Genomic DNA, 22,036 nt, shown 5'->3' with positions numbered 1-22,036 from the left:
CTGCCCGCCTCGCGCGTGGTGTACCCCGGCACAGGGTACTGCAATTCAAAAATTCGAAAAATTCAAAACTCATCCGTCTGGAGTTCCATTGACTTCGATACTGTCTTCGCTCTCCCTGGCCGCGATCCCGCCCGAGGATGAGGCGCTGCGCGCCCCGGTGCGGGAATTCCTGCAGGCCGCCATGCGTGACGTTGCACCCGAGGTGCGCTCGCGGTCCTGGCTTGGATTCGATGCCGGGTTCAGCCGGGCGCTGGCGCGCCAGGGCTGGATCGGCCTGACCTTGCCGAAAGAGTATGGAGGCGGCGGCCGCAGCAGCTTCGCGCGCTTCGTATTGCTCGAAGAGTTGCTGGCCGCCGGCGCGCCCGTCTCGGCGCACTGGATCGCCGACCGGCAGAGCGCACCACTGATCCTGCGCTACGGCACGGCTGCCCAGCGCGACTACTACGTACCGAGGATCATCCGCGGCGAAGCATTCTTCTGCATTGGGATGAGCGAGCCCGATACGGGTTCGGACCTCGCCAGCGTGCGCACGCGAGCCACGCTCACGGCGAACGGATGGCGGCTGAACGGGCGCAAGATATGGACCACCAATGCGCATCGCTCCCAGTACATGTGCGCGCTGGTGCGAACCTCCGGCGCGCCGGAAGACCGGCACAAGGGCCTGTCGCAACTGATCGTCGACCTCTCGCTGCCCGGCATCACCATCCGCCCGATCCGCGATGTCGCGGGCGACGCGCATTTCTGCGAAGTCCTGTTCGAGGACGTTGAACTGGAGCCCGATGCACTGATCGGTGAAGAGGGTTCGGGCTGGCGGCAGGTGACGGCGGAACTGGCCTTCGAGCGCAGCGGCCCGGAGCGCATCTACTCGAGCCTGGTGCTGGCCGAAACCTGGCTGGCGGAATTGCGCCGCGCGCCTGGCGTGCCGCAAGGCGCCACCATCTTTGCCGGCAGGATGGCAGGGCGCATGGCGGTATTGAGGACAATGTCGCTGGCGGTCGCCGACAAGCTCAACAAGGGCCAGAATCCGGAGCTGGAGGCGGCCCTGGTCAAGGACCTGGGCACTGAATTCGAGCAAGCCGTACCTGGCTGGATTGAAGAGGCACTGGCGCTGAGCACCGCGCCGCTTCCTTCGCCGGCCCTGATGCGCACACTTGCCTATGTGAATCAAATCGCGCCGAGCTATTCGCTGCGCGGCGGCACTCGCCAGATCCTGCGCGGCATCATCGCGCGCGGCTTGGGACTTCGTTGAAAGACCGACATCATGACTGATTCCCTACTGGAAGGATTCGAGCGTCCCTTGCTGGACTTGTGCACGGACGAACGGCTGCGCGATATCGAGGCGGGTGAGCCTGCCGACGCGCTATGGACCAGCATCGATAGGCTTGGCTATACCGATGCATTGATACCGGTCGAGCATGGCGGTCACGGGTTGGCGCTGGCGGACATGTATCCGCTCTTCTTCGCCGCCGGCAGGGCTGGCCTGAGCCTGCCTTTTGCCGAAACCGCCGTGGCGCGTGCGATCCTGGCCAGTGCAGGTCACCGCGCCGGGCCTGGCGGCATTGCTGTCGCCCCCGCCGCCTCGTGCACAGGGCAGGCCATCCTCTGCCGCGATGTTCCCGGTGCCGCGCTCGCGGAGCATGTGCTCGTGAGCTGGCACGGCGATTGGCTGTTGCTGCCGCGTGTGCAGGCGCATTGCGAGCCGGGCAGCTACCGGCCCCATGTGTCGGCATCGCTGCGGTGGGCGGGACCGGAGCAGGCGGTCGCGCGGATCGAGGGGCAGGGCGCGGATGCCGAGTCCCTCTGCAATGCACTTCACGCGGCGGGCATGGCCGGGGCCATGGCGCGCATCCAGGCGCTGAGCGTGGAATACGCTAATGACCGGCGCCAGTTCGGCCGGGCAATTTCCCAGTTCCAGGCCGTGCAGCAGGAACTCAGTGTGCTGGCCGAGCAGGCGATCTCAACGGGGCTGGCAGCGCGCCTTGGCTGCGCTTCCGGCGCGAGTTTCCTGCCGGACCCGCTGCTGGCCGCTACCGCCAAGCTGCGCGCCAGCGAGGCGGCGACCAGGGTCGCGGCAATTTCGCACGCGGTGCATGGGGCCATCGGCATCACCGAAGAGCATGTGCTGGGCCTGTTCACCCGCCGCCTGCACGAATGGCGTGCCAGTCCCGGTACGGAAGGCCGTTGTGCGGCTCGCCTGGGCGAAGCGCTGCTGAAGGAGGAGCGTCAATCCATGTTCGACTTCGTGCGCCTGCGTCTGATGCCCGCGGGCAACCTGCACGAGGCGTGCCTGGCATAGACGCCCGACAAAACCGGCCGCCGCGGCAAGCCGCCTTTTTGCATAACTGAATTTTTGGAAACAAGCTGATGCAGCAACAGAACGACTCCATCGTCATCGTAGGCGCCAGCCGTACGCCCATTGGCGCATTCCACGGCGCCCTTGCCGCGCACACGGCGCCCGAGCTCGGCGCCATCGCCATCCGCGCCGCGGTAGCCCAGGCCGGCATCGAGGCAGGCGCCGTTGATGAGGCGATCATCGGCTGCTGCCTGTTTGCCGGGCTGGGCCAGGCGCCGGCGCGGCAAGCCGTGCTCGGTGCTGGCCTGCCCACCTCGGTGCCGGCTACCACCATCAGCAAGATGTGCGGTTCCGGGATGAAGGCGGCCATGCTGGCGCATGACCTGTTGCGTGCGGGCAGTTGCTCCCTGGCGGTGGCGGGCGGCATGGAGTCGATGACCAACGCACCGCACCTCGTGCCGCGCGGCCGCCACGGTTATCGCCTAGGTCACGGCCAGTTGCTCGACCATATGTACCGTGATGGCCTGGAAGATGCCTACGAAGGCCATTTGATGGGGCACTACGCGGACGTCAGCGCGGAGCAACTCGGTATCTCCCGGACCGAACAGGACGCCTACGCCGCCGAAAGCGTGGCACGTGCACTGCGGGCGGTGGCCGAAGGGCGCTTTCGCGATGAAGTCGTGCCGGTCACGCTCAAGACGCGCGGCGCCGAACTCCTTGCCGACGACGAAACGCCGGCACGCTGCGATATCAACAAGATCCCGAAGCTCAAGCCGGCATTCCGCCGGGACGGCACAGTGACGCCGGGCAATGCATCGTCGATCTCCGACGGCGCAGCGGCGCTGGTGATGATGCGCGAAGGGGATGCCCGGCAGCAGGGCGTGGCGCCGCTGGCGCGCATTACGGGCCTGGCCACGCACGCGCTGGCGCCAGGGGAGTTTGCGCTCGCGCCGGCCGGCGCAATCCGCCGGGTGCTGGACAAGGCCGGCTGGCATGTGGACGAGGTCGATCTGTACGAGATCAACGAGGCCTTTGCGGTGGTGACGATGATCGCCATGCGCGAACTGGGTTTGCGCCACGCGCGTGTCAACGTCAACGGCGGCGCCTGCGCGCTGGGCCATCCGGTGGGCGCAACAGGAGCGCGGCTGCTGGTGAGCCTGGTCCACGCGCTCAGGCAGCGTGGCCTGCGCCGTGGCGTGGCTAGCCTGTGCCTGGGCGGCGGCGAAGCGACGGCGGTGGCGCTCGAGGTCGCCTGAATCTTCGATCAGACTGCTACTTGAAGGAGAAGACAAGATGGGACCGCTTGCTGGCGTGAAGGTGGTGGAACTGGCGGGTATCGGGCCAGGGCCGATGGCAGCGATGCTGCTGGCGGACATGGGCGCGGAGGTCCTGCGCATCGAGCGCCTGGAGCCAGTCGATCTCGGTGTGAAGAAGCCGCTCAAGTACAACCTGACGCTGCGCAATCGCAAGTCGATCGCGCTGGACCTGAAGAAGCCGGAATCGATAGAGCTGGTGCTGAAGCTGTCAGGCGCGGCAGATGCCCTGATCGAAGGCTTCCGTCCGGGCGTGACCGAGCGCCTCGGCCTTGGCCCGGATGCTTGCCTGGCGCGCAATCCGCGGCTGGTGTACGGGCGCATCACGGGTTGGGGGCAAACCGGCCCGCTGGCCCGCGCGGCGGGGCACGATATCAACTACATCGCCCTGACCGGCGTGCTCAACGCCATCGGACGCCGCGACCAGCCTCCGTCGGTGCCATTGGCCCTTTTGGGCGACATGAGCGGCGGCGCGCTGTATCTGGCCATGGGCGTGCTGGCGGGCATCATCGAAGCACGCACGTCGGGCGCGGGCCAGGTGGTGGATGCCGCCATCGTCGACGGCACCGCCTCGATGGCGACCACCTTCTTTGGCCTGAGCGCAGCCGGACAATGGCATCCGGAACGCGGCACCAATATCCTGGATTCGGGCGCGCATTTCTACGATGTGTACCAGTGCCAGGACGGCAAGTGGATTTCCGTTGGCCCGATCGAGGCGCGCTTTCACGCCGAGTTGCTGCAGCGCATGGGTATCGATCCCGGCGAGATCGGTGAGCAGATGAACCAGGAGAATTGGCCAAAGGCCCGTGAAGTGCTGGCCAGGGTATTCCGGACCCGCACGCGCGAAGCGTGGTGCGAACTGCTGGAAGGCACGGATGTCTGCTTTGCGCCAGTGCTGTCGTTTGCCGAGGCACCCGAGCACGCGCACCTGAAGGCGCGCGGCACCTTCATCGAAGTCGATGGCGTGGTCCAGCCGGCGCCGGCGCCGCGCTTCAGCCGCAGCCAGGCGGCCATGCCCACGCCGCCGCAGGCAGCGAGCGCGGAAGGTTTTGCCGATGCGTTGGCGGGATGGTTGCCCGAGGGAGAGATCGAGGCGTGGCGCGGGAGGTGAAGCAGTTTCCGCGAGCGCCAGGGGCATCACCAGCACGACAACGACAACAGGAGACAGACATGACGAAGTACCCAACCTGGGCCCGGCGAGGCATCGCCTCTTTTGGCACGGTTCTCGCCATTGCCGCGCCGGCCATGGCGCAGGAATATCCCACGCGGGTTGTCCGTATCGTCTCGGTCACCAGCGTAGGCACGGGGGTCGACGACTATTCGCGGCTGCTGGCAAAGTTCCTTAACCAGAAGCTGGGTCAGAGCTTCGTGGTGGAAAACCGCCCGGGCGCGAACACTATCCTGGCCGCTGACCACGTTGCCAAGTCGGAGCCGGATGGCTACACGCTGTTGCTCGCGGCAGGCAGCACGATGGCGGCCAATCCCTCGCTGTATAAGCGCCTGCCTTACGATCCCCTGAAGAGCTTCGTACCGGTTGCCCGCATGTCGGCGCTCCCGGTCGCGCTGGTGGTCCCGGGCAATTCTCCGTACCAGACGCTCGCCGAACTGAGCGCTGCCGCGCGCGCCAATCCCGGCAAGCTGAATTACGGCACCAGCAGCGCTGGCTACCGCACCATGCTGTCCGCCTACAGCCAGGTCGCCGGGATCAAAGCCGTGGACGTACCGTACAAGGCAATGAGCAACCTGCTGCCCGACCTGATGGGCGGTGTCGTGGATTTCAGCGCGGTCGAGGTGTCTGCCGTTGTGCCGCATGTGCAGTCACGCAAGCTGCGGGCGCTGGCGCTCTATAGCCCGCAACGCGTGCCCGCGCTGCCCGGGGTGCCCACGCTCGCCGAAGCCGGCGTGTCCGGCATCGCGCTGACCAGCTGGATCGGCCTGTTCGCGCCGGCGGGAACGCCCGCGCCGATCGTCGACAAGCTCGCGCGCCTGACCCTGGAGTTCGTCAATTCGGCCGAGGCGATGGCGCACTATGCGGCGCGCGGGACCACGGCATACCCCGCAAGCGGAGAGGCGTTCCGCAAGGCCATTGTCGCCGACCAGCAAGAATGGAAGCGCTTCATAGCAAGCGCTGGCATCCAGCCGGACTGATTCATCGCCGGCGTCCTCCCCTTCACCGCGAGCGGCGCAAAGGGAGGACGTCAGGACTAACGCGCTTTCGATGTCGCGGACACGCCTGCGGCCATCCCATAGCGCTCCCGCAGACCTTGCTTATACAGCTTCCCGGTCGGCAGCCTCGGCATCTTGTCGATGAATTCCACCGAACGCGGGACCATATAGCGCGCCACCTTGCCGCGCAGGTAGGCAATCAGTTCCTCCTTCAGCGCTTCGGACGGCTCCACGCCAATAGCGGGTTCGATGATTGCCTTGACCTGCTCGCCCATTTCCGGATCCGGTACGCCGATCACCGCCGCGTCGCCGACCTTGGCGTGCGTCACCAGTGCATCCTCGATCGCCTGCGGGTAGATGTTCACGCCGCCTGAAATGATCATGAAGCTTTTGCGGTCGGTCAGGTAGAGATAGCCGTTCTTGTCGACGTAGCCCATATCTCCCACTGCGGTCCAGGTCGGGTGGTGCGGGTGCTGCGCGGCAAGCGTTTTGTCCGGATCGTTGTGATAGTGGAACGGTACCTTGTCGCGCTCGAAGTAGATCAGCCCGCTCTCACCGGCTGGTAACTCCTTGCCTTCGTCGTCACAGATATGGAGGATGCCCAACGCGGCGCGCCCCACCGAACCGGGGTGTGCGAGGTAGTCGGCGCTGTCGATCATGGCCAGGCCGCAGCCTTCGGTGGCGCCGTAATATTCGTGGATGAGCGGGCCCCACCACTTGATCATCTGCTGCTTGACGTCAACCGGGCAGGGCGCCGCGGCGTGGACCGCCATGCGCAGGCTGGACAGGTCGAACGCGCTGCGTTCCTGCTGGGGCAGCTTGAGCAGGCGCACGAACATGGTCGGTACCCACTGGCTATGCGTGACGCGGTAGCGTTCGATTAGCGCGAGCGCGTCCTTGGCGTCGAACTTTTCCATGAACACCACGGTGCCGCCGATCGCCTGGATCTGGAGCGCCCATGCCAGCGGTGCCGAATGGTATAGCGGCGCGGTGGACAGGTAGACCATGTCAGGGAAAAAGCCGTAGATGCCCAGTTGTTTCCGCCGGAACGGGTCAATGTAATCCAGCACATTGCAAGACGGCTGCGCCCGTACGATGCCCTTGGGCCGGCCCGTGGTTCCCGAGCTATAGAGCATCAGCGCGCCAAGCGTTTCCTCGGCGAGTTGTTCGGCTGGATGGGCGGCGATCGCATCCTCATAGCTAGTCCAGCCGTCAATCAAGCCATCGGCCATCAGGCGTAGTGGGCAGCGCGGCATGCCATCGGTCAGGGCGGCGGCGAGTTCGCGCATTGCGTAAGAACTGACCACGGCTTTCGACTGGCTGTCGGCAATGATGTATGCGGCTTCGTCTCGTGTCAGGAAACGGTTCACGGGCGTGAGTTGCAGGCCCGAGCGCAGGGCTGCCCAGCCGATCTCGAAGCACCGGATATTGTTCTCCAGCACCATGGCGATATGATCGCCCGGGCGCAGTCCCTGTGCGTAGAGATACCGGGCAAAGCGGTTGGACCGCCGATCGAGTTCGGCGTAGCTTAGCGAGGCGCCGGTAGTGCCATTGACAACGGCTGTCTTGTCCGGCGTGAGCCGCGCGCGTCCCCCCAGGTAGGACCAATCATCCATATCCGCATCCATACCCACGACCATAGAAATGTCTCCTGTTTTCCGTGCAAGCCGGAAACGGCGCCGCCTTGCGCGGGCGGCCGGGACCGGGTGCTGCCCGTCCCGGCTCCGTTGGTTAATGCAGCTCGTTGGCCAGCACGAGTGCCGACGCCGCTGTGAACATCCCGCCCACGCCTTGCACGAAGGAGGTGCGGACATTGTCGACCTGGCGGAAGGCCTCGCCGCGCAACTGGCGCACCGCTTCCAGGATGGCGAACATGCCGTACATGCCGGTGTGCGTGTAGAGAATGCCGCCGCCGTTGGTGTTCAGTGGCAGCTTGCCGCCCGGACGGGTATGGCCATCGGCGATAAAGTGGCCCGCTTCCCCGCGCTCGACAAAGCCCAGATCGGCTAGACCGTACAGCGGCAGATGGGCGAAGGCGTCGTAGATCATCAGATGGTCGATGTCCGCATGCCCTACGCCGGCTTCGGCAAAGGCTTGCTGGCTCGACAGGCGGAACGCCTTTGAGCTGGTCATGTCGTCCATCATCGAGATCAGTGGGCTATCGCACGCTTCGCCCGATCCCAGCAGGTAGACCGGCGAAGCGGACCGGCGCAGATCGCGGGCGCGGTCGGCGGAGGTGATCACCAGCGCGCCACCGCCATCGGTGACCACGCAGCACTCCAGCTTGTGAAAGGGGTAGGCGATCATCGGCGAGGCCATGACATCCTCCACGGTCAGCAGCTTCTTGCGGCTGGCGCGCGGATTACCTTGCGCCCAGTGGCTTTGCGCCACCACGACTTCCGCCAATTGTTCGTGCGTGGTGCCGGTCTCCAACATGTAGCGCAGCGTCGGCAGCGTGAAGGTATTGGGCGGCGCGCCGCTGCCGTAGGGCAGCTCGAACTGGCCGAGCATCGAGAATGGCGCCACCGTGCGCGGCGTCCAGCCCATGCGCGAGCGGCCCGACTGGCCGTGCAGCACCAGCACGGTCGAGCAGAGGCCGGCCCGGATGGCGGCGGCGGCGTGGCGCACGTGGACCATGAACGAGCAGCCGCCGACCGAGGTGCCGTCATACCACTTCGGCGTGACGCCGAGGTAGTGCGCCACATCGATCGGGCTGTCGACCGCGCTGGTGATGCCGTCGACGTCGGCCAGGGTCAGCCCGGCATCGGCCAGGGCGCGGTGCGCGGCGTCGGCACGCAGGTCCATCTCGGACAGGTGCGGCAGCGCGCCGAGTTCGGTTTCGGCGGCACCCGCAATGGCAATGACTTGGGTCAGCTTGCTCATCGGGCGGCCTCCGTGGACGGCGTGAACAGGGGCAGCATGATTTCGCCGCGGGGCTCGAAGACTACCTCCAGCGGCATATCCAGCGGCAGGTACTGGGGATCGGCCGGCACGCCGACCAGGTTGCTCATCATGCGCGGACCTTCATCGAGTTCGACGACGGCAATCACGTAAGGCGTTTCGCCTGCCCAGCCGGGCATGGCCAGGTGGCTGATCACGTAAGAGTACAGCCGGCCGCGTCCGCTGGCACGTACCCACGATAGCGCGTTGGCACCGCACTTGGGGCAGTTCAGGCGCGGGTAAAGCACGTGAGCGCCGCAGCAATCGCAGAGTTGCAGGCGAAGCTCGCCCGCCTGGGTGCCTTCCCAGAACGGCCGGGTGGCGGGAATGGGCACCGGTACCGCCTTGGCCAGGCCCGAATTGACGTTGGTCATGCTTCAAGCCTCCTGGGTTGCCGGGATTTCGCCGGAAATCAGCGCGTTCGGTGCCGCGCTAGCCACCAGGGCGGGGATTCGCGCGCCAAGCTCTTCCGGCTGCCAGCGGCCATCCTTCTCGATGCGCGGGCCGGCGTGCCAGCCTTCGGCCACCGTAATGGAACCCCCGCGCACGCCGAAGACGCGGCCCGTCACACCGCTCGATTCGGTGCTGCCCAGCCATACGATCAGCGGCGCCACGTTGCCGGCATCGAGCGGATCGAAGGCGCCGCCAGCCTGCGCGTCGGCAGCCTTTGCGGCCATGCCGTTCTGCTTGAACAGGTCCTCGGTGAGGCGGCTCATGGCCGTGGGATAAATCGCATTCACGGTCACCCCATAGCGCTCCAGTTCGCGGGAGGCAACGATGGACATATTGGCGATGCCGGCTTTGGCAGCGCCGTAGTTGGTCTGCCCAATGATGCCGTACAGGCCGGACGACGAACTGGTGTTGATGACGCGGGCCACGCGCTGGCGGCCTGCCTTGGCTTCGTCGCGCCAGTAGGCGGCAGCATGCCGCATCGGCGCGAAGGTGCCGCGCAGATGCACGCGGATCACGGCGTCCCAGTCTTCGGCGGTCATATTGACCAGGGTACGGTCACGCAGGATGCCGGCATTGTTGACAAGGATATCGAGGCCGCCGAAGTTGTCGATGGCGGCCTGGATCAGGCGCTGAGCACCGTCCCAGTCGGAGATATCGTCCGTGTTGGCGACCGCCTGGCCCCCAAAGGCGCGGATTTCCTCGACCACGGCGTGGGCGGGGCCGGCTTGCGAGCCGCCGCCATCGGGCGCGGCGCCAAGGTCATTGACGACAACCTTGGCGCCCTGGCGGGCGAATTGCAGCGCGTACTCGCGGCCGATGCCGCGGCCGGCGCCGGTGATAACGACAACGCGATTCTTGCAAAGCTGACTCATGGTGATTCTCTCTCGGAGTGGAGACGGAAAAGGGGGGGGCTTGACGATGGGGTTCGCGCTCAGCGTCGCGCGGCTTCGAGAATGCCGATGGCCTTGCGATAGCGCTCGGACTCGCTGGCGATCTCGTGCGCGGCCTGTGCTCCGCTGACTGGCATTGCCTCGGCGCTGCCGAATGTGGCGAGGAACTTCCGGAAGTCTGGCGAGGCGGTGATTTTCACGAGTTCCTGCTCCAGGCGCTGCACCACCGGTTCGGGGGTCTGTCTGCGTACCGCCAGTGCAACCCAGATGTACAGCTCGTAATCGGGAAGGGCGCTCTCGTGCAGCGTGGGCACGGACGGCAGATCCTCGAGGCGCGCCCTGGCGGTGCTCGCCAGAGCGCGCATCTTGCCCGAGCGCACCAGCGGCAGCGAGGCACCGGCATCGACCAGTGCCAGGTCGACCGCACCGCCGATGACGTCGGAAGACACCTGCGAGAAGCCCTTGTAGCTGACCTGGTTGAAGCTCAGTTGGCCTTGCTGGGCGAGCAGGATGCCGCCGACGCGGTACGAATTTCCGTAGTCCGCCAGACTGACCGTGCCTGGCTTGGCGCGGACTTGCGCGAGCACCTGGTCCAGCGAGGTGTATCTGGCGTTCGCGCCGGTAACCAGCAGGGCCGAAGTGCGGTGGAGGAAGGACAGCACACGGAAATCGCGCTGCACGTCGTATCCGGCGGCCTTGTTCATCAGCGGGCCGCTAATCATGGAGGGGCTGAGCAGCAGGATGCTGTATCCGTCCGCCGGCGAATTGAGCACGCTCTGCACCGACACCAGTCCTTCCGCACCGGGCCTGTTTTCGACGACCACCGGCTGGCCCAGTGCGGCGCCGAGACGATCAGCTACGAAGCGGGTAACTGCGTCGCCGCTGCTGCCGGGGCCGATCAGTAGGGCAATGCGCAGCGGGCGCGAGGGGAACGTGTCGGCGGCGGCGGTGGTGGTGCTGCACGCCACAGCGGCGGGCATGATGACGGCGAGAAGCCATTTTGCTAGCGGGCGTGGGTGCATACTCTTTGGGTCTCCTCGTGAGATGCTGAAGCTGATGGCTATGGAGCTATGGAGAAAGTATTGCCGCAGTGCCGTCATGCGGAAATGGCCAATATCGGCAAATTTCTTGGCCGATTCCATCCGTACTCGTTTTCCGCCCGGTTCCCCCGTCAGGGCCAGGGGCGAACGCCGCGGCGGTACTGTCCAGGCGCAACGCCGGTCCATTTTTTGAAGGCACGGCAGAATGTCGCCGCCTCGGAGAAGCCCACTGCGCCGGCGATTTCTCTCACTGACAGTGTGGTGCATTCGAGGTGGCGCAGCGACTCGTCGCAGCGCAGCTTGTCCTTGACGTCCTGGAATGTCACACCCTCCTCGCGCAGGCGGCGATCCAGCGTGGCCTCGGTGAGGTTGAGCAAGCGCGCCGTCTCGGCGAGCGAAAGCGAGCGGTCCGGCAGTTGCCGCCGTAGCCGGGCCCGCACCTGAGCAGCCAGCGTGGCGCATTCGCGATGACGGATCAGCAGGCTGTCAGGCGCGTCGCACAGCTGTTGGCGTAACGTATCCCGGGTCTGCACCACCGGCAAATCGAGCCAGCGCGCGTCGAACCTCAGGCCGGCCTGAGCTTGCCCATAGCGACAGATGGTGTTCAGCAGCTTGGGGGTTTCCTCGCTGCCGAGAAGGCTCTCGTGGGTAAAGTGGATGTCCTGCAGGGGAAACCGTCGGCCCGTGAGCCACCAGACTTGCTGGATGGCGTGGAAAAGGAACACCGATTGCGCGATCCGCGGAGACCTGCCGAGTTCATCGCCGGTAGGATCCAGATAGAGATGGGCCACGTGGCCGACCACCCGCAGCCGAGCGCGCAACTCTGGCACGATGCGGCGGTAATGGGCCAGTCCCATCGTCGTCGCTTCGCGCAGGTTGCTGCAGTGCACGACCGCCCAGCAGGCCGAAGCAAATGTGCCGGGCGGTACCGGCCGGCTGCACAGGCCCCATAGCTCGTCGCGCATCACGCGCGTGAGTGTGCTCAGTAGTGCTGCGTACCGCGCGCGCGGGATGCGGCCGCCCTGTGCCGTATCGCCGCCGCTGCGGACCCCGGCCCGGCGCAGAATGGCCGCGGTGTCGTATCCGCGCTCGCGCGCACCGCTCAGAATCCAGCCCACCATGCTGTCAGAGATGGTGTGTTCGCGCATAGGTGTGCTCCTGCAAACGCCTGTGTGTTACCCGCGCCGGGATGATGCAAGGTGAGGCCGGGCGTTGGCTGAATTGACCGACGGCATCGCCACACGTTGGCCGTTGATACGGCTTGTCTCCACTGCCAGGGCGAGGGTTGGTCGGCCTAATCGCAAATATCTTAAGCTTCAGATATTCACGAATCCCGGTCGACTCTCAGGACCGCCTCATTCTTCTGGTGCGAGCTTGCTCTTCTGTTCGAGCACGGAATAAGCAGCAGTATGGGCAGGAGCGGTTACGGTTGAACTACCCGAATGAGGGGGGCTGATGAGCGCGGAAGCCGCCGCAAGGTCGACCGTTGCCGCCCGGCTCGTGAGGCTGCAAGGCGGCTATCTCGAGCGCCGAGATGCGCCGGAAGGGCAAACCATGCAACCCTATCGAAACGCAGCTCCGATTTGTGGGGAAACCTCAGCGGCGTTTCAGCCAAGTAGAAATCGTGCCCCGATTGCGCTGCGCGATGACGGGACGCTCACAAACGGCTCAGCAGCTCCGCCTTCTTGGCGGCGAACTCCTCATCGCTGAGAATTCCCTTCGCGTGCAGTTGGGCGAGCTTCTCTATGGTGGCGAACACGTCTGGCTCGCGGGCGACCGACTGAGTGCTGACGGGCTCCTCCTGCACCGGCGGCGACGCCGGCTGCGGAACCCCACCGACCGAGACAACCGGCAGGCTGGCGACAGCAACCAAGCCGTGCTGGCTCGCAAATGTGAGGGACGCGCCGCGGGACTGCTGCTGTGAGAAGCCGCTGATCTGGTGATCGAGCGTATCGTAAACCGTCACCTTGCCGTTCACTTCGATCGCCAAGCGCCGGGGCTGTGCGAAGTAGGCATAGCGGACGTCGTTCTGCGCGCCGGTGCTGTTGGGCCGCCCCAGATCAGCGGGCCACCAGTCGCCAGAGGTGCCGGTGGCGGGCGGAACGAACAGACTCACCGGTCCGACCGGTCCGGCTGCAGTCTGCTGCTGGTTGCTGCCACCGTAACCAGCGCTCTGCTGTTGTTGCTGGCCGCCGCCGTCGTTGCCCTGCTGCTGAGTACCCTGGCTCTGCGACTGGAAGCTGCCGCTGCGAATAAGGTCGGGCTGGTTTGCCATCACGCGGGAAAGCTCGGAACAGAGCCCATAGACCCGGCCTTTCAGGTAGTTGTTGAACATGTCGGAGACCATGGTCATTCCCCCCTGCATCCACTGGCCGGAGCCACCAAATTCGGGGTGATTGAACTGGGCCATGCTGCCGTTACCGCGAATCACAGACTCCAGCATGCTCATCACGGCATCCGTGCTGAACCCATGTCGCTGGGCTACTTCTTCGATCAATTGCTGGCCGGCGGGGGTGAGTTTTCGCATGGTGATCCACTCATAGTTTCTTCCGACACCGTGTTATATAAACCGCAGCGCCGCCTGCTCGGTGCCGGACTGGGCAATTCAGCCTTGCGATCGCTTGCTGAACGCTGCCGCAAGGCAGTGACTGCCCGTTCCAGATACATCGTGTTCCGCAACGTGATCCCGGATCTCCCCCGGGCGGTTGAAGAACACCGCTCGCGCTCCGCGAATCGACGCTGGAAGGCGATGCGAACCTGTTTCTCCTTGTCCGCAGGCGCGAACGTGCCTTGCGAATACGTCGAAATTCGCTGCTGCGATGGCGCCAGTGCACTGAACTGTTCCCCAGCCACGTTGCGGATCTTCGTGGATAGCGTCAAGCAGGACGTCCGGTCGTGTTGCCTCACGGGATGATGTTACTCCCGGGAAATTGTCACTGTCCGATTGTTTTGCGATGAAGGGTCTGTCACCTCCGACCTGTAACGTCAGAACAGACGCTTGCGACGGACTGCTTTGAGGAAACTTGGGTGACTGCTGTGGGTCGATCAGCGACATTCGAGACGCCCCACAAGGACGCCTACCGTACGAAAAAGTCCGAATCTTGACGGCACCCCGACGCGCTTGACCGCTGCGCCATCGCCATCATCGAACTCGAGAACGATCGTGCATCGCATGTCGGCTCTCCGTCTCTTTGATACAAAGACGATACTCCTATGCGGGCCGGCATCCCAGGGCCTTTAACGGCTTCCCTGAAACATTGCTAAGCAAGAGGTGGCGCGCTTTTGCGCCATTTTTTGTGCCCTGATTGTTCCCATGTAAATGATCCATTCGTGACGATATTTACCTTGATTTACGGGGTCCGCGTGACGAATGTCCCTGGCGAGCGTCCTCCTGATGATGAAAATGCAATTAATCGCCAGAAATTCTGCCCCAACCTTATCCCGGGGTTTGGCAACCCAGGCCACCTGCCAGGGGCGCGACGTGGAGGAGTTAGGGACCGGTCGCCAGGGCCTTCCGCCTGCACGGGACGCCCATCCCATCCGCTGGCGCGCCGGCGCGGCTGTGCAATCGGTGCTGTGGGTTCCGGCGCAAGCGGCGGCGAAACCCGCGCTTTCGCGTGGCGAACGTCGTCCTGTCCATCCGCTGTGCCCTCAGACTACGATGCAGTGGCGCCAGCACCAAAACGCAATTAATCGCCAGGATTTCAAACGCCGCGATAAGAATGCGCTAGCACGGTCGGGGAGCCACCGGCTCCGAGCCAGTCTTCTTTTCTTGTATGCCCGCAAGGGCTTTGTCAACTTTGGGGGAACCCGCGAGAATTTTCCGCTCGAAAGTGGGAGTTGACCGGCACCACGAGGCGCGGGAAACCATCCGCAGAGCGGCTTTAGAGGGCCGAAAACGTTCACGAGGTGGGATTTTCTGCAGGACCATGTCCAAAACTTGACGATGCCCTTGCTGGCTCTGGTCGCCAGGCGTTCAGCGAGGCGATGGTTCTGCTGACGCAGGACGCTCGCCTTCCCCAATATGGCGAGACGAGCGTAATTAGCGCCTAAGGCTGTTGCCACAATTGCGAACGGGAGGCTTGGTGCGGTCGCTACTTCAGCGTGGCGAGCTGCGCGGCGATCGAGTCGACAAGCTAAGTCTTGGAAGCGGACGTGGCCATTCGCGCCTGGGATACTTTCATCATCATGAAATTATCCTTGGGAGCGGTCCGAGAGCCTACTCCCGCCTATTGCATTCGCTTCAATGCCGCGCCATCTTCCCGACCCTGCCTTCGCGGGCCACGATTCGCACCATCGGCCAATTAGGCGACCGCATTCGCGCGACCCGGGCGGCAGAGGGCACGCCGATTGACCAGGCCGCCCGGCAGCGCGGCGTCTCAGTCGGGATGCTTTCCAAGCTGGAGAACGGCAAGGGCGTGAATCTGGAATCAGTCTTGCGCGCGATGGAAGGACTGGGTCTGACGATGCTGGTCGTGCCCAAGGCGCACGCAGCCCTGCTCGAGCAGGCCGCCGCTCATGCAGCCAAGACCTCTCAAGAGGCGGCGCGGCAGGGTGACCCCCACGAGGAAGAGGGCGAAGCCCAGTACTTCTGAAAGCGACCGCCGCCGTCAGGCGACCGTCAATGCTCTCGCTGCCACCCGATCCGGTGCCGTTCCTGCGTGGCCTGATGGCGCGCGTCGTCCTCCGTATGCAGGTAGTCGCTGGTCGTGGCAATCGCGCTCGGTCGCACTGTCGATCGAGCCCAGCATCGCGTCGATCGCGTCCTTGACCGCCTGCCACATGGCGTGGCGCAGGTAGCGCGTGATGCGCGGCTTGGGCGCGCCGCGCCGGCTGCGTGCCAGCGAGAGCGGATTGCCGACCAAGTAGCCGGCGTCGACCAGCCAGGCGAACAGGCCGTTGAGGATCACCATGGTGTGGCGCGCGCTCACCGGAGAGAGCGGACCGGCAAATGGCCCGCCACGCGGGCGCGCCGCGCGCCGATAGGTCTGCAGGGTGGCACGGGAAATCGTTTCGGCACGCAACCTATGGGATGCAATCAGCTACCTGGCCCTGCTCCCGGGCTGGAGCCATGACGGCAAGTGTGACACCACGGAAAACCTGCGCTGGCAAAACCATGAAGCGCAAGCCGCGGTGCCCGTAACGACCCGCTAGGCCACGGCGGCACGGTCCGCGACCCAAGCCTGATCAATGAACGCCCGGGCCATGGCTGGGCGTTCATCAATGCAATACGGCCATCGCCAACTTCGGCTGCTGACTCTCCCTCCCTTTCTGCGGCACAACCCTATCGGCTGCTCATGTAGGCGGCAAACAGCGCCGGCTGCAAACCGCGCAATTCCTTGCGCCGTTCCACTAGCTCATGGTGGCGCCCGTGTCGCTCCAAGTTCAGCAGTTCAAGCAGCAAGCGCATCGCACGCTCAGGCGAGCTTTGAGTCGACTGCTGTGTCTGACGCAGTAGGTTCGCTAGGCCCGGTTTCTCGATCAACGCCCAGGCGGGAAACCACACCAGATCCTCAACGGCACCATCGCCCTCGAAGCGAGAGTCGAACGTCTTGCGCAGCGTAGTCAGACAGGAATCCTTCAGGCGGTGCATCAGTCCGTCAAGCCGGCTTGCCGAAAGCCACGCGAGCTCGGCCAACAGCGGCCAGATGGCTTCCAGTCCGCGCTGGTGATATTGCGCCTCTGCCATCCAGCACAGCGTAGTGGGAATGCGGCGCCACGATGCAATACGTGCGACGGCTTCTTGTGCCGCGACCCAGTCCTCGACCTTGAGCCACAACGGCGCTGCATGGGCATCATGCTCGTTGCGGCACAACGGCAAGTGCGCAGCTGCGTGCGCAAGCGCTCGCCAAAACGGCGCTACCCATGCGCTGCCGGCAGCGCCGCCGAACACGCGAGCAGCGGCGGGCATGACCTCGCGGGTTATCTCGCCACGCGCATGTTGCAGCGCATCGTGGTCGCCAAAGCGCTCTGGCCTTGGTTCCCCAAGAGCCCGAGTCAGCGTACCAAGAGCGGGAAGAAGATCGTCGGAAGGATGTTCGCTGAGCAATAGCTGCAACGCACCACGCGCCGCAACTGCATCGCGTCGCTGCAGGGCGTCGGCAACATCGTTGCGTAGTATCACATCGCGGCTGTCAGCAAAGATATCGAGTTGCATCGACTTCAACACCCAGAATAATGTGATCGTTCAAGGCATGAGGAGGGATTCTAATCCATCTGGCAGCTCAGGAGCAGGTGGGGAGTGGCCGCATCAGTGGTGTCAAGCGGAAACCTTGCCAGCGCGGCCGATGGGTGGATGCGCGCTGGAGTCGCCAATGGGATGCCATGGGGAAGTGTTCACTCTGTCCATACAGAATCCACTCCCCGCATCAGGCGCCCGGCGAGAATATAGTCGCCCAGCTTGGATGCCTTTGCCTCGAGGCTCTCCAACTCAGCTGCAGGCAGCTCGGTCAGATCAAATTGACAATAGAGGTTTCGCTGCCGGAAGGTCGTTTTTGGCCGCATCGGGCCGGCGACCAATGCCGTCGGCGATTTGACCGCGATGTTCTCTTGCCCACGATATTCCACGCGGATCCCTGCCTTCTGGCCGAGCCGACCAAGTTCAATCGCGTCCTGCCAGCCAGCCTCATAGTCCAGTTCCACCACGGTCACGCCTTCCGTCCCCAGGAGTCTTATTGCCTCCCCTTTGGTGCCAGCTCGTGCTGTCGCCATTGACTTCTCCACTCACATTCTTGGCGCATTGGGGCAACGCCCTGTGCTCCCACATTATTGTAATCGCGGGCGGAGCCTCGTGCCCGATAGCCCTTTCCGGCGATTGACATCCGCAGGGGCTGTGGACTGTGGCGGCAGACTAGGTGGGCAGGGGGGGAGAGCTGCGATGTCGCCGCTCTGTCAGAACACACTTGATTCACCTTGAGGGATGCCAGCCATGGCAATGGCATTGGGGATTTGCCGCCGGTGCCACGGTCATAGCCGGAGCCCTTGTAGGCCTCGAGTTCGGCAACTTCAGCTCGGGGCAGCCAAGCATCGGCGAAGAACTTGTTTGTGCGCACTTCATTCTACACATGGCAACTCGCATTGAATTCACCCACTCAGCTGCCATCGCACCTTTCCTGACGGGGGAAGAATAGGCCGGGAGGGTTGTATTCACAGAAGCTAGCTCTGTTCCGGCTAAGATCATCCGGGCGGGCGAGATCCACAGAATTTGTGAAAATATGGCGAAGTGCTGTAGGATAATCGAACTGCTATTTATAGACGGAGACCGAGATGGCTACCTACAAACAATTGCTGGCAGAGAAGGAAAAGCTGGAAACCCAGCTCGCCGAGGTTCGTCAAAGCGAGGTCGCCGGAGTTATTGAGAAAATCCAGGCGTTGATGGCAGAGTACGAACTCACCGTCGATGACTTGGCGCCGAAACGACGCCGTGGACGCCCGGCGGCTAGTGACAAGCCTAAGGCTGCGCCGAAGGAGAAGACCTCGCTGCCGCCAAAGTACATGGACCCCAAGACGGGCGCCACCTGGACCGGCCGTGGTCGGGCGCCGGCGTGGCTAGGGAAGAATCGCGACAGGTTTCTGATTCCAGAGGCGTGATCGGGAGCGCTAGCATCCGATTGCCAAGCAGGGATTCCTTGGTCTACGGTGTGGTTGCCAAAGCTGTCTTTCGGCATCGATGGCACGGCATTACCCAGACGTATCTGGATTTTCCCGCTATCCATTACCTTGGCGGAAGTGTTAGCCTAGAAGCCGCAATCTTTCGACATCGAATTGTTAAGTGTTTTCCGCCTTCAGCTCGCGTATGACACGGGGAGATGCCGGAAATGATGAGAAGTGTGCAGATTCGGGCAGCAGGAAAAACTGATTGGCCTGCCGTCGTGGATGTTCTCGAATGTTGTGGATTGCCTAACGACGTCGTTGACCAGGCATTGCACTTCTTTCATATCGCTGTATTGGATGAGCGGGTAGTTGGTTGTGCTTGCGCTGAGCAATATGGAGAGACGGTTGTTGTGCGGTCCGTTGGTGTGCTTCAAGAGTACCGTGGTCATCAAATCGCGACGCACCTTGTCGGCAGCATTCTGACGCGCGCTCGCGCGGATGGCTGTACCAAGGCGGTACTCATCACCGCTGGCCGGCTCGGCCTCTCTCATCACTGCGATTTTTCGCTCGCGGAGCCCGAATCCATGCCGGAGGAAGTTCGTCTATCCAAGACGTTCGTGGGAAGATTTGGCGGGGGGAGTACATTCAAGATTTCCATGGGCTAGCTTTGCGCACGACTTACCGGGAAGAGTCAATATTTCGCGCAAGTCAGCGCCGATGGCTGGCCAGGAAACTGGACACTCAATCGACATCCACGTCGCCAAGCACCACGTGCAAAGCCGAGCCGGTGTCGAACTCGGCTTTGCCTCTGAATATCGGGAGCCCAAGTCTGGCGCTGGACGGCCGGGCCACAGTGGCCGAGAACGCTGAGGGCGTTAGAGCTTGCGAATCTGGGAAGCTTGTGGACCCTTTTGGCCTTGCGTGACCTCGAACTCGACTCTGGCGCCTTCTTCCAGCGACTTGAATCCAGTACCCAGGATTTCCGAGTGATGCGCAAACAGGTCCTTGCCGCCACCATCCGGCGTGATGAAGCCAAAGCCCTTTTCGTTGTTGAACCACTTCACGATACCCGTTGCCATCTCATCCTCGTATCGGTGCGGAAAGCACCCTGCATGTTGAACAGAAGAAAATTGCGGAACGACACATGGATTTCGCGGACAACATGACGGCATTCCGAATGGCGCTCTGCGACGCCAAGCATAGCTCAATCTTGCCGTTCAATCCAAGAAGCGCGCGCTTCTTGGGGTTTTCCATGAGGGCGTACGATTTTTTAAGCCAAGGGCGGGTTTGGAACTTAAGCGGCGGTTGGCGCGAATGACCTTCTGCAGGATGTCGCGAGCGCTCTTGGTCCAGATGAACGGCTTGGGGTTGGTGTTGTGGTGAGCGATGTACTCGTTGATGGCGGCGACCAGTTCCGGCACGCTGGTGAGTACGCCGCGGCGAAGTCGCTCGGTCGTCGCGAAAGAACCGCTCGACCATGTTCAGCCATGATGCCGAGGTGGGCGTGAAGTGCATGTTGAATCGCGGATGCTTGGCCAGCCAGTCCTGCACCGCAGGATGCTTGTGCGTGGCGTAGTTGTCGGCGATCAGATGCAGCGTTTTGTCCTTGGGCGTCTCGCGGTCGATCTTGCGCAGGAACGTCAACCACTCGGTATGGCGGTGGCGCTGCTGGCACTGGGCGATGACCTGGCCATCGAGCACGTTGAGGGGGGCAAACAGCGTGGTCGTGCCGTTGCGCTTGTAGATCCTATGTAGCGGGGAGATCTGCCGGACGTGAGCGATAAAATCAGTCGTTCGAGCCCTGCTACAAGGAGAGCATCATGCGCGCGGATCAGACATACCTGACGCATTCCGAACAGGTTGTGCTGGCGGTGTCACTGGAGCTGGCCGCCAGCAAGTGGAAGGTTGCGCTGCACGATGGCCGGCGCAAGCAGCCGGCCGTGCATACGATCGCGCAGCCGCAAGCCGCCGCCCGCCTGCAGGCGGTGCTGGGCCTGATCGAAGCGCACAAGGCCAAATGGTCGCTGCCGGCCGGCGTGCGCACCGTGGTCAGCTACGAGGCCGGCCAGGACGCGTTCTGGATCTGTCGCGCGCTGCAAGCGCGCGGCATCGAATGTTATGTCGTCGATCCCGCCAGCATCCCGGTCGAACGTCACCGGCGGCGCGCGAAGACAGACCGGCTCGACGCCATCAAGCTGGTGATCAACCTGCGCGCGTGGCTGCGCGGCGAGCGCGACCGCATGCACGTGGTGCACGTCCCGTCGCCGCAGGACGAAGCGTCCCGCCAGTTGATGCGCGATCGCGGGCAACTGCAAAAGGAAGTGCTGCAGCACCGCGACCGCATGCGCAAACTGCTGGCCACGCTCGGGTGCTGGGATCACGTTCGATCACCAGGCCTTCGCCAACCGGCTCGCGCGTAACGAGGTGCGGTGTCACGACGGCGCGCCGCTGCCGCCCGAGCTGCGTGAGCGGCTACTGCGCGAGTGTGAACGGCTAGCGCTCGCCGAGCAGCAACTCGCGGCGCTGGAGAAGACGCGGCAGGCAAGCGTGCCCGCACCCGCGTGTAAGCGAAGCCACGACCTGGCGCGCCTGAAGGGCATTGGCGAAGTGGGTGCGTCGCGCCTGGCGCTGGAACTGTTCTGGCGGGAGTTCAGCAACCGGCGCGAAGTCGGCGCGTGCGTCGGCCTGGTGCCGCAGCCTTACGACAGTGGCGAAAGCCAGGTCGATCAGGGCATCAGCAAACAGGGCAACCGACGGGTGCGCGCGCTACTGATCGAGATGGCGTGGTCTTGGCTGCGCTACCAGCCCGGCAGTGCGCTGACCCAGTGGTTCAACCATCGCACGCAGGGCACCGGGCCGAATCGCCGCGCGCGGCGCATCGCGGTCGTCGCGGTGGCGCGACGTCTCGCGGTTGCGCTATGGCGTTATCTGAAGGACGGCGTGATCCCCGAAGGGGCCTTACTGAAGCCAGTGTAAGCGTGGGGCGTGGGGCGTGAGAGCCTGAGCACGCGAGACATCGCACAATCCATGATGGTTTGAAGTAGACATGCCCGTACCCACGACGGGTTGCCCCCGCAACCGATCTCTGTAGATGGGGCATGTCTCCGGAGCAGTTTCCGGCGCAGTGCGCATGCAGGATAAGGCTGGCCACGCGCCGGCGGATAGAAGGTGGTAGGACGTTGGAGTCTTACGCGCGCCACGATCGGCTTCAGACCAGACGTTAGCCCGCATTGTTGACGGCCACATATTGCCCTTCGCGGAAGGAATTGTCCCCCGATGATTCGTGAGGAAGCCAGATTAGTTAGTGAAAGGTCTTGACAACTTCCCCCTCATAGAAGTCGTGGGTCA

At 63.8% G+C, this 22,036-nt stretch carries 20 protein-coding genes and 2 pseudogenes; 10 read left to right on the top strand and 12 right to left on the bottom strand.

The window, feature by feature from the left end; genetic code table 11:
* Positions 1-88 precede the first annotated feature (88 nt).
* From ACZY0R_RS39320 to ACZY0R_RS39300, 5 genes are all read left to right on the top strand, one after another.
* Positions 89-1,249, top strand: coding sequence for an acyl-CoA dehydrogenase family protein (locus ACZY0R_RS39320; RefSeq protein WP_488866716.1), 1,161 nt, complete (start codon positions 89-91; stop codon positions 1,247-1,249).
* 12 nt (positions 1,250-1,261) lie between these two features.
* The gene (locus tag ACZY0R_RS39315; protein WP_488866714.1) at positions 1,262-2,296 is read left to right on the top strand and encodes an acyl-CoA dehydrogenase family protein; all 1,035 of its coding nucleotides are present in this window, start codon (positions 1,262-1,264) and stop codon (positions 2,294-2,296) included.
* A 68-nt stretch (positions 2,297-2,364) separates the two neighbouring features.
* Positions 2,365-3,549, top strand: a complete 1,185-nt coding sequence (locus ACZY0R_RS39310; protein WP_488866712.1) for an acetyl-CoA C-acyltransferase — start codon at positions 2,365-2,367, stop codon at positions 3,547-3,549.
* Positions 3,550-3,586: 37 nt separating this feature from the next.
* Positions 3,587-4,717, top strand: coding sequence for a CaiB/BaiF CoA transferase family protein (locus ACZY0R_RS39305; protein ID WP_488866710.1), 1,131 nt, complete (start codon positions 3,587-3,589; stop codon positions 4,715-4,717).
* Between the two features lie 59 nt (positions 4,718-4,776).
* Positions 4,777-5,754 (top strand): Bug family tripartite tricarboxylate transporter substrate binding protein, encoded by a 978-nt coding sequence (locus ACZY0R_RS39300; RefSeq protein WP_488866708.1) that lies wholly within the window; start codon positions 4,777-4,779, stop codon positions 5,752-5,754.
* 56 nt (positions 5,755-5,810) lie between these two features.
* On the opposite strand, the gene ACZY0R_RS39295 is transcribed toward ACZY0R_RS39300, so the two are convergent.
* The 7 genes from ACZY0R_RS39295 to ACZY0R_RS39265 form a co-directional block, all read right to left on the bottom strand.
* Positions 5,811-7,412 (bottom strand): acyl-CoA synthetase, encoded by a 1,602-nt coding sequence (locus tag ACZY0R_RS39295; protein WP_488866706.1) that lies wholly within the window; start codon positions 7,410-7,412, stop codon positions 5,811-5,813.
* A gap of 91 nt (positions 7,413-7,503) precedes the next feature.
* Positions 7,504-8,655 (bottom strand): thiolase C-terminal domain-containing protein, encoded by a 1,152-nt coding sequence (locus ACZY0R_RS39290; protein ID WP_488866705.1) that lies wholly within the window; start codon positions 8,653-8,655, stop codon positions 7,504-7,506.
* Positions 8,652-9,086 carry a Zn-ribbon domain-containing OB-fold protein gene (locus ACZY0R_RS39285; RefSeq protein ID WP_488866704.1) on the bottom strand — a complete coding sequence of 145 codons (435 nt, stop codon included), beginning with the start codon at positions 9,084-9,086 and terminating at the stop codon, positions 8,652-8,654. The genes ACZY0R_RS39290 and ACZY0R_RS39285 overlap by 4 nt, the downstream gene beginning before the upstream one ends.
* A gap of 3 nt (positions 9,087-9,089) precedes the next feature.
* Positions 9,090-10,037 carry an SDR family oxidoreductase gene (locus ACZY0R_RS39280; RefSeq protein ID WP_488866702.1) on the bottom strand — a complete coding sequence of 316 codons (948 nt, stop codon included), beginning with the start codon at positions 10,035-10,037 and terminating at the stop codon, positions 9,090-9,092.
* A 59-nt stretch (positions 10,038-10,096) separates the two neighbouring features.
* Positions 10,097-11,077, bottom strand: coding sequence for a Bug family tripartite tricarboxylate transporter substrate binding protein (locus tag ACZY0R_RS39275; RefSeq protein ID WP_488866700.1), 981 nt, complete (start codon positions 11,075-11,077; stop codon positions 10,097-10,099).
* 149 nt (positions 11,078-11,226) lie between these two features.
* Positions 11,227-12,243 carry an AraC family transcriptional regulator gene (locus ACZY0R_RS39270; protein WP_488866698.1) on the bottom strand — a complete coding sequence of 339 codons (1,017 nt, stop codon included), beginning with the start codon at positions 12,241-12,243 and terminating at the stop codon, positions 11,227-11,229.
* A gap of 509 nt (positions 12,244-12,752) precedes the next feature.
* Complete coding sequence (locus tag ACZY0R_RS39265; RefSeq protein ID WP_488866696.1) at positions 12,753-13,544, bottom strand: SHOCT domain-containing protein; 792 nt, start codon at positions 13,542-13,544, stop codon at positions 12,753-12,755.
* Positions 13,545-13,565: 21 nt separating this feature from the next.
* On the opposite strand from ACZY0R_RS39265, the gene ACZY0R_RS39260 reads away from it, so the two are divergent.
* Positions 13,566-14,009, top strand: coding sequence for a hypothetical protein (locus ACZY0R_RS39260; RefSeq protein ID WP_488866694.1), 444 nt, complete (start codon positions 13,566-13,568; stop codon positions 14,007-14,009).
* A gap of 1,318 nt (positions 14,010-15,327) precedes the next feature.
* Positions 15,328-15,690: a helix-turn-helix domain-containing protein gene (locus ACZY0R_RS39255; protein ID WP_488866692.1), complete on the top strand. Its 363-nt coding sequence runs from the start codon at positions 15,328-15,330 to the stop codon at positions 15,688-15,690.
* A gap of 15 nt (positions 15,691-15,705) precedes the next feature.
* Here the strand turns inward: ACZY0R_RS39255 and ACZY0R_RS39250 are convergent, their stop codons facing one another.
* From ACZY0R_RS39250 to ACZY0R_RS39240, 3 genes are all read right to left on the bottom strand, one after another.
* Positions 15,706-16,119: a hypothetical protein gene (locus tag ACZY0R_RS39250; RefSeq protein WP_488866690.1), complete on the bottom strand. Its 414-nt coding sequence runs from the start codon at positions 16,117-16,119 to the stop codon at positions 15,706-15,708.
* Between the two features lie 260 nt (positions 16,120-16,379).
* The gene (locus tag ACZY0R_RS39245) at positions 16,380-17,252 is read right to left on the bottom strand and encodes a hypothetical protein (RefSeq protein WP_488866688.1); all 873 of its coding nucleotides are present in this window, start codon (positions 17,250-17,252) and stop codon (positions 16,380-16,382) included.
* A gap of 179 nt (positions 17,253-17,431) precedes the next feature.
* Positions 17,432-17,806, bottom strand: a complete 375-nt coding sequence (locus ACZY0R_RS39240; RefSeq protein WP_488866686.1) for a PHA-granule associated protein 4 — start codon at positions 17,804-17,806, stop codon at positions 17,432-17,434.
* Positions 17,807-18,361: 555 nt separating this feature from the next.
* Here ACZY0R_RS39240 and ACZY0R_RS39235 point away from each other — a divergent pair.
* Together ACZY0R_RS39235 and ACZY0R_RS39230 are read left to right on the top strand one after the other, a co-directional pair.
* On the top strand, positions 18,362-18,685 hold the full coding sequence (locus ACZY0R_RS39235) for an H-NS histone family protein (protein WP_488866684.1): 324 nt from the start codon (positions 18,362-18,364) through the stop codon (positions 18,683-18,685).
* A 218-nt stretch (positions 18,686-18,903) separates the two neighbouring features.
* Positions 18,904-19,353 (top strand): GNAT family N-acetyltransferase, encoded by a 450-nt coding sequence (locus ACZY0R_RS39230; protein WP_488866682.1) that lies wholly within the window; start codon positions 18,904-18,906, stop codon positions 19,351-19,353.
* 210 nt (positions 19,354-19,563) lie between these two features.
* Here ACZY0R_RS39230 and ACZY0R_RS39225 read toward each other — a convergent pair whose 3' ends face one another.
* The gene (locus tag ACZY0R_RS39225) at positions 19,564-19,767 is read right to left on the bottom strand and encodes a cold-shock protein (RefSeq protein WP_488866680.1); all 204 of its coding nucleotides are present in this window, start codon (positions 19,765-19,767) and stop codon (positions 19,564-19,566) included.
* 138 nt (positions 19,768-19,905) lie between these two features.
* A pseudogene (locus tag ACZY0R_RS39220) lies at positions 19,906-20,431 on the bottom strand (IS630 family transposase); the annotation flags it as partial.
* 77 nt (positions 20,432-20,508) lie between these two features.
* Between ACZY0R_RS39220 and ACZY0R_RS39215 the strand changes: the two are divergent.
* Positions 20,509-21,664 (top strand): annotated as a pseudogene (locus ACZY0R_RS39215) (IS110 family RNA-guided transposase).
* Positions 21,665-22,036 lie beyond the last annotated feature (372 nt).

The sequence above is a fragment of the Cupriavidus sp. F041 genome (assembly GCF_057814235.1).
The sequence above is the reverse complement of the archived record's forward strand: the minus strand, read 5'-3'. Positions and strand labels throughout refer to the sequence as shown.